At 70.2% G+C, this 16,071-nt stretch carries 8 protein-coding genes; 1 reads left to right on the top strand and 7 read right to left on the bottom strand.

Features of this window, described 5'->3' with window-relative positions; genetic code table 11:
- Nucleotides 1-7: 7 nt before the first annotated feature.
- From ACFVXC_RS37910 to ACFVXC_RS37885, 6 genes are all read right to left on the bottom strand, one after another.
- On the bottom strand, nucleotides 8-7,774 hold the full coding sequence (locus ACFVXC_RS37910; RefSeq protein ID WP_389915298.1) for an amino acid adenylation domain-containing protein: 7,767 nt from the start codon (nucleotides 7,772-7,774) through the stop codon (nucleotides 8-10).
- Nucleotides 7,775-7,818: 44 nt separating this feature from the next.
- Complete coding sequence (locus ACFVXC_RS37905) at nucleotides 7,819-9,009, bottom strand: NAD(P)/FAD-dependent oxidoreductase (protein WP_389915295.1); 1,191 nt, start codon at nucleotides 9,007-9,009, stop codon at nucleotides 7,819-7,821.
- A gap of 188 nt (nucleotides 9,010-9,197) precedes the next feature.
- Complete coding sequence (locus ACFVXC_RS37900) at nucleotides 9,198-9,428, bottom strand: phosphopantetheine-binding protein (protein WP_389915292.1); 231 nt, start codon at nucleotides 9,426-9,428, stop codon at nucleotides 9,198-9,200.
- A 33-nt stretch (nucleotides 9,429-9,461) separates the two neighbouring features.
- Complete coding sequence (locus ACFVXC_RS37895) at nucleotides 9,462-11,048, bottom strand: amino acid adenylation domain-containing protein (protein ID WP_389915289.1); 1,587 nt, start codon at nucleotides 11,046-11,048, stop codon at nucleotides 9,462-9,464.
- Nucleotides 11,049-11,437: 389 nt separating this feature from the next.
- Nucleotides 11,438-11,653 (bottom strand): MbtH family protein, encoded by a 216-nt coding sequence (locus ACFVXC_RS37890; RefSeq protein WP_389915286.1) that lies wholly within the window; start codon nucleotides 11,651-11,653, stop codon nucleotides 11,438-11,440.
- A 390-nt stretch (nucleotides 11,654-12,043) separates the two neighbouring features.
- Complete coding sequence (locus tag ACFVXC_RS37885) at nucleotides 12,044-12,607, bottom strand: IS3 family transposase (protein WP_389915284.1); 564 nt, start codon at nucleotides 12,605-12,607, stop codon at nucleotides 12,044-12,046.
- Here ACFVXC_RS37885 and ACFVXC_RS37880 point away from each other — a divergent pair.
- The gene (locus ACFVXC_RS37880; protein WP_389915393.1) at nucleotides 12,540-12,800 is read left to right on the top strand and encodes a hypothetical protein; all 261 of its coding nucleotides are present in this window, start codon (nucleotides 12,540-12,542) and stop codon (nucleotides 12,798-12,800) included. The genes ACFVXC_RS37885 and ACFVXC_RS37880 overlap by 68 nt on opposite strands.
- 90 nt (nucleotides 12,801-12,890) lie before the next feature.
- Here ACFVXC_RS37880 and ACFVXC_RS37875 read toward each other — a convergent pair whose 3' ends face one another.
- Nucleotides 12,891-16,049, bottom strand: coding sequence for an AMP-binding protein (locus tag ACFVXC_RS37875; protein WP_389915281.1), 3,159 nt, complete (start codon nucleotides 16,047-16,049; stop codon nucleotides 12,891-12,893).
- Nucleotides 16,050-16,071 lie beyond the last annotated feature (22 nt).

Below are 16,071 nucleotides of genomic sequence, written 5' to 3'. Positions count from 1 at the left end.
GCTTCTCCTAAACGGTCATCTGACGCAGCTGGGGCCGGTTCGACGTGGCCAGTTCATCGAGCCGATCTGCCAGCTGGGCGACAGTCGGATTGGCGAAGACCATCGTGACCTTCACGTCGATGTTGAGTTCGTTGCGTATGCGGCCGATCAACCGCGTGGCCAGCAGCGAGTGCCCGCCGAGGTCGAAGAAGCCGGCGTCGATGCCGACCTCCTCCACACCGAGCAGCTCGGCGAACAGCCGGCAGAGGACTTCCTCTTTGTGGTTGCGCGGTCCACGGCCTGCCGCGGCTTCGGCGTAGTCGGGTGCGGGGAGCGCGGCCCGGTCGAGCTTCCCGCTCAGTGTCTTGGGGAGCTCGGCCAGCGGCACGATCGCCGAGGGGACCATGTAGTCCGGCAACCGCTCCTGGAGCAGGGCCGTCAGGACCTCGATGTCCAGTTCGGCGGGGTCCGCCGTACCGCCCGGCACCACGTACGCGAGCAGCCGCTGGTCACCGGCGCTTTCCTCGCGCACGACGGCCACCGCGTTGCTGACGTCCGGGTGCGCGGTCAGTACCGACTCGATCTCGCCCAGCTCGATGCGACGGCCACGGATCTTGACCTGGAAGTCGCTGCGGTCGACGTATTCGAGCCCGCCGGCCTTGGTCCAGCGCACCACGTCGCCGGTGCGGTACATCCGTGCGCCGCTTTCGCCGTAGGGGCAGGCGACGAACCGGTTCGCGGTCAGCACGGGCTGCCCGAGGTAGCCCCTCGCCAGCGCGGTGCCTTCGATGTACAGCTCCCCGGCGACTCCCGGCGAGACCGGGCGCAGGGCCGCGTCCAGTACGTAGAGCCGGGTGTTCCAGATCGGCGTGCCGATCGGAAGGCGGTCCGCACCGGGCTCGTGCTGCCATGTCGTCACCTCCACCGATGCCTCGGTGGGGCCGTAGAGGTTGTGCGCGACGCAGCCGGGCAGCAGCTCGACGAACCGGTTGGCCAGCTCGGCGGGGAACGGCTCGGCCCCGACCTCGACCCAGCGCAGGCTGGTGCAGGCGCCTGCCGTGGGTTCGTCCACGAACGCCGCGAGGAGGGAGGAGACGAAGACCGCGCCGGTCACGCGCTCGCGCTGGATCAGCTCCGCCAGGTAGGCCGGATCCCGGCGCCCGTCCGGGCGTGCGATCACCACGGCGGCCCCCGCCTGCAGGGGTGCGAACATCTCCGGCATCGACGCGTCGAAGCTCGGAGCCGTGCTGAACAGCACCCGGTCCTCGGCCGTGACGGCGAAGTGCTCCAGGCCCCACTCGATCCGGTTCATGATCGACCGGTGTGACACCTGTACGCCCTTGGGGACGCCCGTGGAACCGGAGGTGAAGATGACATACGCGACGTGGTCCGCCAGCAGCGCACGCTCCGGGTTCGTCTCCGGGTATCCGGTGACGTCCGGCAGTTCTTCTTCGAGTACCAGCAGCGGCTTCGCGCTTTCGAGCATGTGCCGCACCCGGTCCTCGGGCAGCTCGGGGTCGACCGGCACGTACGCCGCGCCCGCCTTGACCACCGCGCAGGCCGCCACCATCAGGTCGACGGACCGCGGGATGCGCACGGCGACGGGCTGGTCGGGGCCCGCGCCGTTTTCGACCAGCCAGTGGGCCAGCCGATTGGCACGCCGGTTGAACTCCCCGTACGTGAGCGTCTGCTGCTCACCGACCACGGCGACCCGGTCCGGGGTGCGCTCCGCCTGGGCCTCGAACGCGCCCGGCAGGGTGTCCCCGGACACCGGATGCGCCGTGTCGTTGACCTCCCGCAGCAGCCGCTCCCGCTCCTCCTGCGACAGCACCTCGATCGCGCTGACCGGTGTGTGCGGGTCCGCGAGCACCTGTTCGAGGACCCGGACCAGTCGGGCGCCGACGGCCTCGGCCTCGTCGAGGGTGTAGAGGTCCTTCTGGTAGTCGAGGGAGAGCCGCAGATAGGGGTCGGCGGCGGCGAGGGCGAGCGCGTAGTGGGCGCCCGCGATCGGCCGGATGGCGTCGATGGTGAGTCCCGCCGAGGTGTTCGCGTCGACCATGCCCTCGCGGTCCATCGGGTAGTTCTCGAACCCGATGAACGTGTCGAACAGGGCGGGCAGCCCACTCCCGCGCTGGATGTCGGCGAGACCGTAGTAGTGGTGGTCGAGCAGTGCCATCTGCCGGTTCTGCAACTGGGTGACGATGTCGGCCACGCTGTCGTTCAGCTGCCAGAACACCCGGATCGGGAGGGTGTTGATGAACAGGCCGACCATTTCGTCGGAACCGATCAGGTCCGCCGGGCGGCCGTTGACCGCGGCGCCGAACACCACGTCCTGCCGTCCGGTCAGTTTCGACAGCAGGATCGCCCACGCGCCCTGCACGAGTGTGTTGAGCGTGACGCCGAGTTCCGCGGCACGCCGGGCGAGTTCGCGTCCCTTGTCGATCGACAGCGGTACCTCGACCTTGCCGATGGCGGAGGCGCCTTCCTGGACGGAGGCGTCCGGGGCCACGAGGGTCGGCTGGTCGAAGCCGTCGAGCTCGGCCTTCCACCGGGCGGCCGACGCCTCCCGATCGTGCGTGGACAGCCAGGTCAGGTAGTCGCCGTAGCCGCGGACCGGGGGAAGGTCCCCGGTGCCCGCGTACAGCCGGATGACATCCTTGATCACCAGCGGCGACGACCAGCCGTCGAAGACGGTGTGGTGTGCCGTGATGACCAGCTTGGCCTGCCGCGGTCCGCAGGTGATGAGCCCCAGGCGGAACAGCGGCGGCCGGGCGGGGTCGAGCCGGTCGGCCCGGTCATCCGCGAGGAAGGCGTCGAGCGCCGCGTCCTGCTCGGCCTCGCTCCGGCCGGTCAGGTCGATGTGCCGCCAGGGCAGGGTCACGTGTTCCGGCAGGACCTGCACCGGGTCGCCGTCGGCCGTGCTGCCGAACGCGGCGCGCAGGTTGGGGTACCGCTCCAGCATCGCCTGTCCGGCCGCCCGCATGCGTGCCGGGTCCACGTGTCCTGACAGGTGCAGCACCAGCTGCATGTGGTAGACGTCGTAGGAGTCCTCGGCCATCGCCGCCTGGAACTGGATGCCGGACTGCCCGGGGGACTGCGGCCATACTTCGGTCAGCCGGCCGTACCGCGTCTCCCATGCCTCGATCTCGTCCTGCTTCACCACCACCAGCGGGGCGTCGGAGGGCGTGAGCCCGCCGGCCCGCGGACGGGTGGCGTACGCGGCCAGGCCGTGCAGCACTTCGACCCACAGCTGGGCCAGCTCCTGGACCTGCTCACGGGAGAGCACGCCGGTGGGGAACATGAAGGCGGTCTGCAGCCGCGGGCCGTCGGCGCTGTCCGTGGCGAGCGAGTTGACCTCGAGGGCGGACAGCGCGGGCTGGTCCTCGTCGAGTGCCGGGATCAGCTCGGCGGACCAGGAAGCCGGTCCCCAGCCCTGCGCGCGCAGGTGTTCGGGCACGTCCGTGCCGGAGATCCGGCCCAGGTAGTTGAACCCGATCTGCGGCGCCCGGTACTCGGCGAGCTGCTCGGCGGTCTCCGGGTTCAGGTGACGCAGCAGCGCGTAGCCCACGCCCTTGTCCGGGATCCGGCGCAGCTGCTCCTTGACCTGTTTGATCGCCGTTCCGGCCGCGGGGCCGCCCGCCAGCACGTCGGCCAGGTCGGCCCCGCCCACGTCGACGCGGGCCGGGTACATGCTGGTGAACCATCCGATGGTCCGGGAGAGGTCGGCGCCGGGGACGATGTCCTCCTCGCGGCCGTGGCCCTCCATGCGGACCAGGGTCGAACTCTGCGTACCGCGCCAGCGGTTCACCGCCAGGGCGAGTGCGGCGAGCAGCACGTCGGTCCCTGTGCTCTTGAACGCCGCGGGCAGCTTGGTCAGCACCGCCTCGGTGACCTCGGCGGGCAGTTGCACCCGCACGGTGTCGACGGTGGACATCACATCGACCGCCGGGTCGAACGCGCGGCTCCCCAGGGGGGCGTTGGGAGACTCGAGCAGGTCCTGCCAGTACGCCAGTTCCGCTTCCCGCTCCGGGGTGAGTGCCTCGTCCTGGAGCGCGAGTGCCCAGCGGCGGGCGGAGGTGCCGACCGCGGGCAGCTCGGGCGTCTTTCCGGCGTGGACCTGCTGCCATGCCTCCGCGAGGTCCGACATGAGGATCCGCCAGGAGACGCCGTCCACCACCAGGTGGTGCAGCACCACGAGCAGTCGGCCCGCACCCGAGCCGGTGGCGAACCAGACGAACTGGGCCATCGTCCCGGCCTCCGGGTCGAGTCGCCCGGCCGCCTCGTCCAGCTCCGCCTTCACCGACCGCAGCGAGGACGGCTCGTCCCAACGGCCGTCGCAGGCAACCCTGCGGGTCAGGTCGGCGGCCCGCACGGCGCCCGGCGGACGGACATCCAGGCAGGGGTCGTCGCCGCGCACCAGCCGGGCGCGCAGCAGATCGTGCCGGTCGAGCACGGCGTCCAGCGTCGCGGCGAGGCCGTTCTCGTCGATGCCCGCGGGAAGCTCCAGCGCCATCGCCATGGCGAACCGGTTCATCCCGCCGCCGTGCTCGAACACCTGCCGCGCCACCGGCTGCAAGGGCATCGTGCCCACGCCGCCGCCGGCCTCCTCGGCGAGCACGGGCACCTGGTCCTGACGGTCGGACGCCACCTCGGCGAGACGGGCCGCCGTGCGGCACTCGAAGACCTCCCGCGTGGTCAGCTTCAGGCCGCGGGCCCGGGCCCGGGCCACCACCTGGATCGACCGCAGGCTGTCGCCGCCCGCCGCGAAGAAGTCGTCGTCGATACCGACGCGCTCCACACCGAGCACGTCCATGTACACCGCGACGATGATCGCCTCGGTCTCCGTGCGGGGCTTGCGGTAGACCTCGCCCACGAACTCCGGCTCCGGCAGCGCCGAGCGGTCCAGCTTGCCGGTGGGACCGAGCGGCATCCGGCCGATGGTCACGAAGGCCGACGGCACCATGTAGTCGGGCAGCCGCGCCGCCACGAACCTGCGCAGCTCGGCGGCCGACGCACCGGCCAGCACATCCGCGTCGCCGACGCCGCCGACTCCGTTGTCGGGGACGGCGCCGTCGCCTTCGTGCACTACGTACGCGACGAGCTGGCGTCCCCCGGACGGCACCTCACGGCTGATCACCACCGACTCGCGGATGCCGGGGTAGAGCTCACACACCGCTTCGATCTCGGACGGCTCGATGCGGAAGCCGCGCACCTTCACCTGGCCGTCGCTCCTGCCCAGGCACTCCAGCCGGCCGTGCGCGTTCCAGCGGGCCAGGTCGCCGGTGCGGTACATGCGTTCGCCCGCCGGTCCGAACGGGTTCGCGACGAAGCGCTCGGCGGTCATGCCCGGGCGGCCGTGGTAGCCGCGGCCCACGCAGGTCCCGACCACATACAGCTCACCGATCACGCCCTGTGGTACGGGGGCGAGGCCCGGGCCCAGCACGTAGGCGCGCATGTTCCCCAGCGGCGTGCCGATGGGCGCGACCTCGCCCTCGGTCCACTCCTCGGACGCCGCGAGCGAGAACGTGGTGGCGTAGAAACTCTCGCTCTGCCCGTAGGAGTTGACGATCCGCACGCCGGGGAGGGCCTCACGCACCTGCCGCACCAGCCGGGCCGGGAGCACATCGCCCGCGAAGACGACCGTGCGCACGTCGGTGGTCTTCTCCAGGTGCTCCACCAGTTCCCCGAGCACCGAGGGGACCGCACTGATCACCTGGCCGTCCCAGCCGTCCCGCTCGCCGAGCACCAGCGCGGAGGACACCAACTCGGCCGTGCCGCCGGTGGACAGGGTGGTCAAGAGCTCGAAGACCGAGACGTCGAAGTTCACCGAGGTGCCCGCCAGCATCCGCGACCCGGGCGGCGCGTCCAGGACACGCACCAGTTCCCGTACGCCGTTGACGACACCGCGATGGGTGATCGCGGCGCCCTTCGGCTTGCCCGTGGAACCGGAGGTGAACATGACGTAGGCCAGGTTGTCCGGCGCCAGGGGCGAGACTCGGCCGGCGTTGTCCAGCACTCCCCCGGGTGGCGCCCACTGCGCGCGCAGGTCCACGTTGACGCACGACATGTCGTTGTCCGGCAGGTCCTGCCACGTCGCGGTGTCGGTGACCACGAACCGCGGAGCCGCTTCGGACAGCACGCTCTGTGCCCGCCCGCTGAGGTACTGCGGGTCCATCGGCACATACCCGGCACCGGACTTGAGGATCCCGAGCAGGCCGACCGCCAGGTCCTCCGTGCGCGGCAGCGCGAGCACCACCAGGTCTTCCGGTCCGGCACCGCGCCGGACCAGCTCCCACGCGACAGCGTTCGCCCGGTCGTCGAGCTCCCGGTAGGTCAGCGTGCGGTCGTCGCACGCGATCGCCGGGGCGTCCGGCGTCCTTGCCACCTGCTGTTCGAACAGCTCCGGGACCGTCAGCTCGGACGCCGCCGTGGCGGTGTCGTTGAGCTCGGTGAGCAGCCGCTCCCGCTCGGCCGCGTCGAGCACGTCGACGCCGCCGATCGGGCGCTCCGAGTCGGCCACGAGCCGACCCAGCACGCGGACGAACCGGTTGGCGAGGTCTTCGACCGTGCTCCTGTCGAAGAGGTCGGTGCGGTACTCCAGCCGGCAGCCCGCCCCGCCCGTGTCGTTCGGTACCAGGTCGAAGAACAGGTCGAACTTGGCCGTGCCGGTCTCGAGCTTCGTGACCTGGAGGTCGAGGCCGGGGAACTGCATCGCCGGCACCTGCTCCTGCCAGGCGAGCATCACCTGGAAGAGAGGGTTGTAGGCGGTGGACCGGTCCGGGTTGAGCAGCTCGACCAGCCGTTCGAAGGGCAGGTCCTGGTTGTCGTACGCGGCAAGGGCCCGCTCCCGCACCCGCTGAAGCAGCTGCGCGAAGGTCGGGTTTCCGGTCAGTTCGACGCGCAGCACCCAGGTGTTGACGAAGAACCCGACGAGGTCCCGCAGTTCCTCATCGACGCGACCCGCGATCGGTGCCCCGATGGGCACGTCGTCACCGCAGCCGACGTGGTGCAGGAGGACCCCCAGCGCGGAGTGCATGACCATCGACACCGTGGTGTCCGCCTCGGCGGCCAGCTTCTCGACCGACCGCAGCAGGTCGGGATCGATCGAGAACGGGACCATGTCGCCGCGATGGCCCATCGCCTTGGGGCGCGGGCGGTCCGTGGGCATCGCCAGCGGCTGTGGCAGGTCGGCCAACGTCCGGCGCCAGTACTCCAGTTGCCTGGCTCCCAGGCTGTCCGGGTCGGATTCGTCACCGAGCACGTCCCGTTGCCACAGCGTGTAGTCCGCGTACTGCACCGGCAGCGGCTCCCACTCCGGGGCGGTTGCCTCCGTGCGGGCCGCGTAGGCCGTGTTGAGGTCACGGAACAGCGGGCCGAACGACTCCCCGTCCACGGCGATGTGGTGCATCACCATCACCAGGGTGTGCTCGCGCGCTCCGCGCCGCACCAGCCTGGCGCGGATCGGCAGGTCGGCGGCCAGGTCGAAGGTCTCGGTGGCGAACTCATCGACCGCGGCCGCCCGCTCCGCCTCCCCCGCGACCTCGACCATCGGCAGACCGAACGGCTTCCGCCCGGATGACAGCACCTGCTGGTGCGGGACTCCGTCACCGTCCTCGACGATGACCGTACGGAGGATCTCGTGCCTCTCGATGACGTCGCGCAGCGCCAACTCCAGGGCACTGACGTTCAGTTCACCGGTCAGCCGCAGGGCGAAGGCCCCGTTGTAGGTCGGCGACGGGCCTTCGAACCGGTCCACGAACCACAGTCGGCGCTGCGCGAACGACAACGGGATCATTGAGTCTCCAAATCGGCGGGGTCTGTCGGGGAAAATTCCGCCGGTCAGCCCTGATCGAGTACGGTCAAGAGTTCGTTGCTGTAGAAGTCGTCGAAGGAGTACGCGCCCGACACCGTCGAGAAGTAGCGGTCGATCAGGTCCTGGTTGCCGACCAGCTTCCGCACCATCTCCGTGTGCCTCTCGGGCTTGAGCTCGGCGACGTTGAGCGCGCCCTGGTAGAAGCTGTAGAACTTGTCGTCCAGGTCGCGCTCGTAGCGCTTCAACGCCGCCGCGAGCGCCTCTTCGTCGTGCAGCTGGTCCCCGATGTGGTCGGTCAGCGACTGGACCTGGAGGAAGGCGTCGGTGATACCGCGAGCGGTGATGGAGTCCTTGTGGTGCACGGCGTCGCCGAGCAGTACCCACCCGGGCCCATAGGCCTTGCGGAAGTAATTCTCCTGGGCGCCCGTGCCGTACATCTGCTCCACGCGGTTGCCCGCGGACATCCGCTCGTACAGCTCGGGAGCCGTCGTACGGACAGCTTCGAGGTAGGAGGCCTCCACCCCCACGGCGCGGACTTCCGAGAACTCGCTCTGCGGGAAGTAGGTCATGATCAGCGTGAGGCCGTCGTTGGTGGGGGCGAGGGCGATCCAGCGGCCCGGCCGCTCGTACAGCTCGAAGTTCGCCGGGACACCCTCCCAGTAGCTGTAGTAGGTGCAGGTCATCCGCGGGCGCTCGACGACCTTCGGCGCACCGACCTTGCGGGCCACCAGCGAGCGCATGCCGTCCGCGCCGACGACCAGTCGCGCACGCTCCGTCGCCTCGGCGCCGCCGGGCGTCGTGTACCGCACGCCGACGACCCGGTCGCCCTCGTAGAGCAGGTCGTTGACGGCACAGGACTCGCGGAACTCCACACCGGCGGCCACGGCCCCGCGCGCGAGGATCGGGTCGAGCACGAACCGCCTCGGCGCGTACGTGGTCCGATGGCCGTCGACCGGCAGGGAGAACCCTTCCAGCCGGACGCCGAGCGCCTCATAGCTCTGGTGGTTGATCGGCCGGCAACCCGCGTTGCGGAGTTCGTCGAGCAGCCCCCATCGATCGAGCAGCGCCACGCCCGGCTGGTGGATGTAGTGCGAGGACAGCGTGTCCTGCGGGAATTTCGCTTTCTCAAGCAGCAAGACGCGATATCCCTGCCGAGCGAGCAACATGGCCGCCGGCGAACCCGCGCAGCGGGCCCCGATGACAATTACGTCGTACATGGCGGCACCTCTCGTACCAGATTGGATTCAAAGATCCCAACGGCCGTAGCCGAGAGAGTAATTGCGATGGAGCACTGTCGACGCAGCGAGCAGAATTACCGTTGCCGCGGACCAAAGTCGTATGGGGGCGCCTGATTCCGGTTCCCCCTCGCCGAGGGAGAGGGATACGGAAGCAATCCAGTCGTGAGCTACAGCGTCACCGAGTCCATGGATTCGATGTAATCGGAGATCGAAGCCACCGTCGGGTTGAGGTACATCCGGTCCATCGGGACCTCGACTCCCAGCTCGTCAAGGAAGGCAATCTGAATCTTCGTCATGATCACAGACTGGCCCCCGACGGCGAAGAAATCGTCATCGAAAGAAATGTCGTCACGCTGGATTTCCCGGCACCATATGGCACGCACCCTATCGGCAATCATCACAGTCCCCTCGGTTGTCATCAAGGCCGTCGGCTATGCCGCCGTGCCGCTTTTGGCGTACAGGTTCCGGCATGTTTCGACCAGTGCCGCGCGGTCGACTTTTCCGTGCGGGCTCAGAGGAATTCGCAGGACATTCATGAATCTGGCAGGGACCATGTTCCGCGGCAGCGTCCGCAGGAGGCGGGTGCGCAGGTCGTCCTCAGTGAGCTCGTTCGCCGACGGGACGACGAACGCGATCAGCTCGGCCTCGCCGGAGTCGTCGTAGGTGACGACCACGGCGGCTTCGCGGACCCCGGCCAGCCTGCCGAGCGCGCGCTCGATGTCGGTGGGGTCGATGCGCATGCCCCGCACCTTCACCTGCGCGTCCATCCGGCCGGCGACGACGAGTTCACCGGCCTCGGTCACGTGCCCGCGATCACCCGTCCGGTACAGCCTGCACGGCGCGCCGTCGACCACGATCGTCGTGAACTTCGCGTTCTCGGGACCGGTGCCGTTGAGGTAACCCGCTCCGACGCCGGCCCCGGAGATGCAGATCTCGCCGTACTCCCCCGGCCCGACGGGGCGCAGCTGCTGGTCGAGGAGGTGGATGCCGGTGTTGTAGGCCGGCCTTCCGACCGGCGCGATGTCCTGTTCACCGGGCCGGTACGCGGCAAGGTCGTACGACGTCGCGACATCCGTGCACTCGGCGACGCCGTACTGGTGCAGGAGGGTGCACGTATTGCCTTCGCGCTGCGCCCAGTTGGCGATCCGTTCGACCTTCAGCGGCTCCCCGCCGAACAGCATGTAGTCGAGCCTGGCGAGCACGTCACCACCGCGTGCGGTCTCCCAGTCCACCAGCAGGTACAGCGTGCTGGAGGCGCAGTGCACCGTGCGTATCTCGTGGTCGGTCAGCATGCGGTAGGCCATCAGGGCGTCGAAGTTCCGGCTCGCCATGAGGTACTGGGTGGCACCGCAGAACAGCGGCGTCATCAGACTGCGCTGGGAGAGATCGAATCCGAACGCGCTGACGACCAGGTTGTTCGACCCGCTGTGCAGGCCGTACTCGAGCTTCAGCCAGTTCATCAGGTTGAACCAGCCCTCGTGCCGCACCGCGGTCAGTTTCGGTGTGCCGGTCGATCCGGACGTGAAGACCGCGTAGCACACGTCATCGCCGGTGACGAGGACGCCGGGACCGATCGGCGGGAGACCTTCCAGCAGATCAGAGAGCTGCTCCAGGTCGACGACCTCGGCATCCGTGGACTCGACCAGTGGGGCCGTCCGCGCAGAGGCCACGATCAGGGCGAGACCGGGCACCTGGCCAAGGAGCAGTTGGAGTCTCGCCGCAGGGTAGGCCGGGTCGAACGGTACGTAGGCCGCGCCTGCCTTCAGCGTGCCGAGGATGGCGACGAGCATGTCGATCGAATAGTCGAGACAGACACCGACCTTCGCCCCCCGGCCGTGTCCGCGCGCCATCAGGAAGTGCGCGAACCGGTTCGCCTTCGCGTCCAGCTCCGCGTACGTCACCTGCCGGCCGGCGCAGAAGACGGCCACGGCGTCGGGGGTGGCCTCCGCGTGCGCCTCGAACTGCTTGTGGACGACGGGCTCCGGGGGCAGGGCGACCCGCCTTCCCTGAAGGTTCATTGACTGACTCCAAACGTGAGAGGTGTTCGGTCCGGAGCGGGCCGGTCGGCGTGTCGAGCACCTGGGCCGCCCACTTGCCGACGGGCAACCGTGCGAGTCAGCCGATCCGCGGGTAGCGCTCCAGTTGGCGGACGGACAGCTCGATGGCCGCCGTGGTGACCCTTGCCGGGTGCGTTTCCGTAGCTGCGGACGGGCCGGCCGAGGATGCGGCCGAGGCGGGCGGGACGCATCACATCGCGCCGCCCCGGCTCACCACTGTTGCTCACCGGCCTCGCCTTGTACCTGCTCGCGGTCGAGGCCCAGGTGCGGCTCTGTCGCGTCGGCGTCGTCGGTGACGCGCAGGTCCGACGGCCCCCGCCGCATCAACTCGGCCGGGATCCGGGTGGTGTTCAGTCCGCGGCCATGGCCTCGCGCAGGCTCCTGGGACGCAGATCGGTCCAGTTCTGCTCCACATACTCAAGGCAGTCGGCCCTGGCCGCCTCACCAAAGACCACCCGCCACCCGGCAGGCACCTCGGTGAACACCGGCCACAGGGAGTGCTGCTCCTCGCCATTGACCACGACGAAGAAGCGGCCGTCCTCATCATCAAACGGGTTCGTGCTCAACAGGCACCGTCCTTAACCGTCACGGAGCTACAGGAAATGGGGCACCACCGGACCGGGCGCAAGAAGACACCGGACACAAGCCGCCACCCGGCACTGTCCGGTCAACGGGACATCCGGCACGAGCAGCAACCCCGGCACTGCGACGTCACCGTAAGAACACCGCCCCCAGCCCAACAAGAGCAGCAAGCCCCCAGACCGGCCAACCCCCCACCCGACCCCACACCCACCACGAACCTCTGTACCCCACCACCTCCATGTGCCACGATGCCCGGCCGCCCTCCCAGACACGCCCGCCAACCCACCCAAGAACCCACCCCCGACGCCACCAGCCACCCCAGAACCACTCAAGACCCGCTCCAACAGCAGCGGAACTCCCCTCGCGCCCACCCCCTACCCCACGGACCACGCCCTATCGTCAACCACGCGTGGCCCGATCCAAGGGGGAACGATGGACCACTCACGGCGTCTGCCCACACCCGGCACCGCAGTCGGCGGGACGGGCGAGTGGCCACTGCGAAGAACTGCCCGGCGTCGGGCTGCGGGCCCCGTCTGCGGCAGATGGCAGGGGCGTCCGGCGAGGCCCTCGACACCCCCGACCTGTGGTCCATTCGTGGTTGCGACCTGAGGCTTCATGGCTTTCATATAGCGGTTGTTGGCCTCGCACCCGGCGGGCGGTACGTACGTGGCCTCTCTCACCGTGGAGCCGTGGAGCCGTGGAGCCCGGCGGTGGCAGTACCGGTCGGCCCACTCGGCGGTGGCGGTCTCGCGCATGAGGCGCTCGGCGCCGCACCGGGCCGCCGCATGCCCTTGCCCGTTCAGCTCGCGCCACGCCTTCCGAGCCCCACGGACGCGGTGGTTGGGCGTGTGGGCCTGCTGGATCCGCTCCTTGAGTTCCTCGTCGCGAGTTCCTCGTCGCGCCCGCGAAGCGGCCGGGGGGAGAGAGCCGCTCGCCACCGCGATGACCGACCTGGTCGGGGACAGCGCCCCGATGGTGACGGTCCAGGAGGCCGGCACCCGGCGGGAGCGGACCAGCGGCGAATTCGCACTCAAGGTGTTCTCCGGCCGCCACTTCCACATCGGCGACCACCTCGGCGAGGTCGCCGCGACCGTCACCGCGGGGCTGCTCGCGGTCGCCGCCGCTGCCTGACCGGCATCGGGACAACGACGACAGGACCCCCCGGTGGTGTTCGGCCGACTCATGTCGGCCGGTCACCGGGGGGTCCTGTCGTCAGCCCGCTCAGACGACCGCGCCCTCCTTCGTCCTCCTGCGCAGGGTCGGCCTGTTGGACCGGGCGAGGTCCTTCCACATGTCCGAAAGACCGGTGATGGTGCGCGCCGCGAACACCCGGCGGATCGACACCTCTTGGTTCAGCTCCGACCGGATCAGGCCGACCAGCCTGATCGCCCGCAGCGAGTTGCCGCCGAGGTCGAAGAAGTCCTCGTCGATGCCCACCCGGTCCAGTTCGAGCACCTCGGCGAAGGCCGCGGCCAGAATGCGCTCGGTGTCGTTGCGCGGTGCGCGGTACTTCCCGTCGTCGAACACGGGCTGAGGCAGCGACGCCCGGTCCACCCTCCCGTCGGCGGTCACCGGCAGGCTTTCGACGACCGTGAACACCGACGGCACCATCGCCTCCGGCAACCGCCCCGCGGCGAACCGGCGCAGTTCCTCAGCAGTGACGGTTCGGCCGCCCGCCGGGACCACATAGGCCACGAGCCGCCGCTGCCCGGCGTCGTCCTGCCGGACGGCCACCACCGACCGGGCCAGGCCCGTGTGCTCGGACAGCGCCTCCTCGACCTCGGTCAACTCCACCCGGACACCGCGTACATCCGTCCGCGTACCGGCGCCGCCCACGTACTCGAGCCGTCCGTCGGCGGCCCACCGCACCCGGTCGCCGGTCCGCTGCATCAGCCCGCCCGCCGGACCGAACGGGCAGGGCACGAAGTTCCGCGCGGTCTGACCGGGGCGCCCGGGATATCCGCGCGCCACGCCCGGTCCGGCCACGTACAGCTCTCCGGTCACGCCGACGGGGACGGGCGCGAGTCCCGGGCCCAGGACGTAGCGGGCGGACGCGGCGAGGCCGGCCGTTCCCGCCGGGCCGTGGGCGTCGACGACCGTCAGCTCGGGGCAGGCCTCGCGCACCCGCCGCAGCGCGGCCGTGGACACGCGGTCACCGCCGGTCCACACCTCGCGCAACCCGGCGAGGAGTTCGGGGCGCTGTGCCGCGATCGCCGAGAAGAGGCCCGCGGGCAGCCACACCGATGAGATCTCGTGCGCCGCCCGCGCCTCGCTCAGCGCGTCGGTGTCCAGCTCCCCGGGAGGAGCCACGGCCACCAGGCCGCCGTTCAGCAAAGGCGCCCACACTTCGAAGGCGAGTGCGTCGGCGGTGTGCGGCGCATGCCACAGCACCGTGCTGCCGCCGCCTTCCCGCAGCCGGCGATCCAGGACGAACCGCCGCAGGTTGCCGTGCGTCACGGCGACCGCGGTTGTCTCGCCGGCCGACGCGTATCCGTACGACACGGCCAGCAGGCTGTCGTGATGCGTCGGGGCGGGAGTCGCCCCCGCGCCGCCGCTGTCGTCACCGGACGTGTCCGCGGCGATGTCCTGGAGCACGATCGCCGGAACTCCCAGGCCGGAGGGGAGCTGTTCGGCCGTCTCCGCGTCGGTGAGCAGCGCGCTCGCCGAAGCGTCCTCGACCACTGACCTGAGCCGCTCGGCCGGGAGCGCCGGATCGATCGGCAGGTAGGCCCCGCCCGCCTTCACCACGCCCAGCAGGGCGACGACCAGGTCCGCCGATCGAGGCATGGCCACCGCCACGACCGTCTCGGGCCCGACGTTCCTCCGTCGCAGCGACCGGGCCAGGTGGCTGGAGCGCTCGTCCAGCTCGCGGTACGCGATGGCCGCGTCCCCGGACACCACCGCGACGGCGTCGGGATCCCGCTCCACCTGACGGGCGAACAGCTCCGCGACCGTCGTCCCGGGCTCGGGCGCGTCCGTGTCGTCCGGCACCGTCAGGAGCCGGTCGCGCGCGGCGCCGCTGAGCACGTCCAGCGCGCCGACCGGCTGCTCGTCGGCGGCCACCGCGGCACGGACGTAGGCGATGAGGTCCTCGCCGATGAAGCGCAGCTCCGCGCGGGAGTACAGGCTCGCGGGAGCGTCGAGCCGGATGAACAGGTCGCTGTCGGCGGTCCCATCGTTGTAGACGGCGATGGAGAGTTCGTCGAAGACACCGGTCGTCCCGCCGAGGTAGCGCGCCGGGCTGTCCGCGAAGTGGAGCCGCTCCACGAAGTCGACGACGTTCATGACGGCACCGAAGCTGCCGCGAGCGTCCAGGAAGGCGCCGCTCGCGCGCTGGATCTCCGAGTAGTGGCATGCGGTGTGATCGAAGATGTCGTACGTCTCGTCGCCGATCGCGTCGGCGATCTCGGTGAAGGTCGCGCCGAGCGGAACCCGCACCCGCACCGGCACCACGTTCACCGCGAGGCCTGGCGTCCGGCTCGCCGCGCCGACCCGGTTGCCCACGGCCAGCGAGAGCAGGAACTCCGGACGGTCGCAGCGGTGCCGGAAGAACACCGCGGCGGCCGCGGTCAGCATCGACGACATCCACACGCCCATGGACGTCGCGGTCGCGGCCCACGCGTCCGCCTCGGCGCGCCCGACGCTCAGCGTGCGGCTCACCATGCCGAGGGGTTCGGTCAGCTCGCCCCAGCGGTCGGCGCTGCCCGTCGGTTCGTCGAGCACGGTCCGCTGCGCGTCGGACAGGGCGACGCGCGGTACCTGGGCGGGCGCGGGCGCGTCCTTCAGGTAGTCGCGCCAGAACTCCGTGTCCTCGGTGGCCTGCGGGGAGGCGAGGTACTCCGTCGCCTCGGTCGCGAACGACTCGATGTCCCACGGGTGCGCCGGCTCCGGTGCCTCCTCGCCCCGCGCCAGCGCCGTGTACACCTCGGCCAGGCGCCGCGAGAGCAGACCACCCGAGCCGAACCCGTCCGATATGAGGTGGTGGTAGGCGATCACCAGGAGGGAGCGGCCCGCCCCGAGCCTGACCGTGCCGAGCCGGAACAGCAGGTCCCGCTCCAGGTCGAACGGCCGGCGCACCAGGTCGGCCAACGCCGCGCGCGCCGCCTGCTCGGGGTCGGCCTCGGCGCTCAGGTCCAGGAAGAACGGCCGCCAGTCCCCCAATTCCCTCGGCACGAGGCGCAGTCCGCTCTCGCCGTCGACGAAATTGACGCGCAGCACCTCCGCCTCGTTCATCACGTGCAGGAAAGTGGATTCCATGACCGCCGTGTCCAGTTCACCGTCCACGTCCCACATGGTCAACGCATGGTTCAGCATGTCGGGAAACATTTGCTGCGCCCGCCACAACCCATTATGCGCAGACGACGCACCGAACGAACGCACAGAAATCAACCCCTCAAAGCAA

This window comes from Streptomyces sp. NPDC058257 (assembly GCF_042881845.1).
Lineage (GTDB): Bacteria > Actinomycetota > Actinomycetes > Streptomycetales > Streptomycetaceae > Streptomyces.
This window is presented reverse-complemented; position numbering and strand designations above follow the sequence as displayed.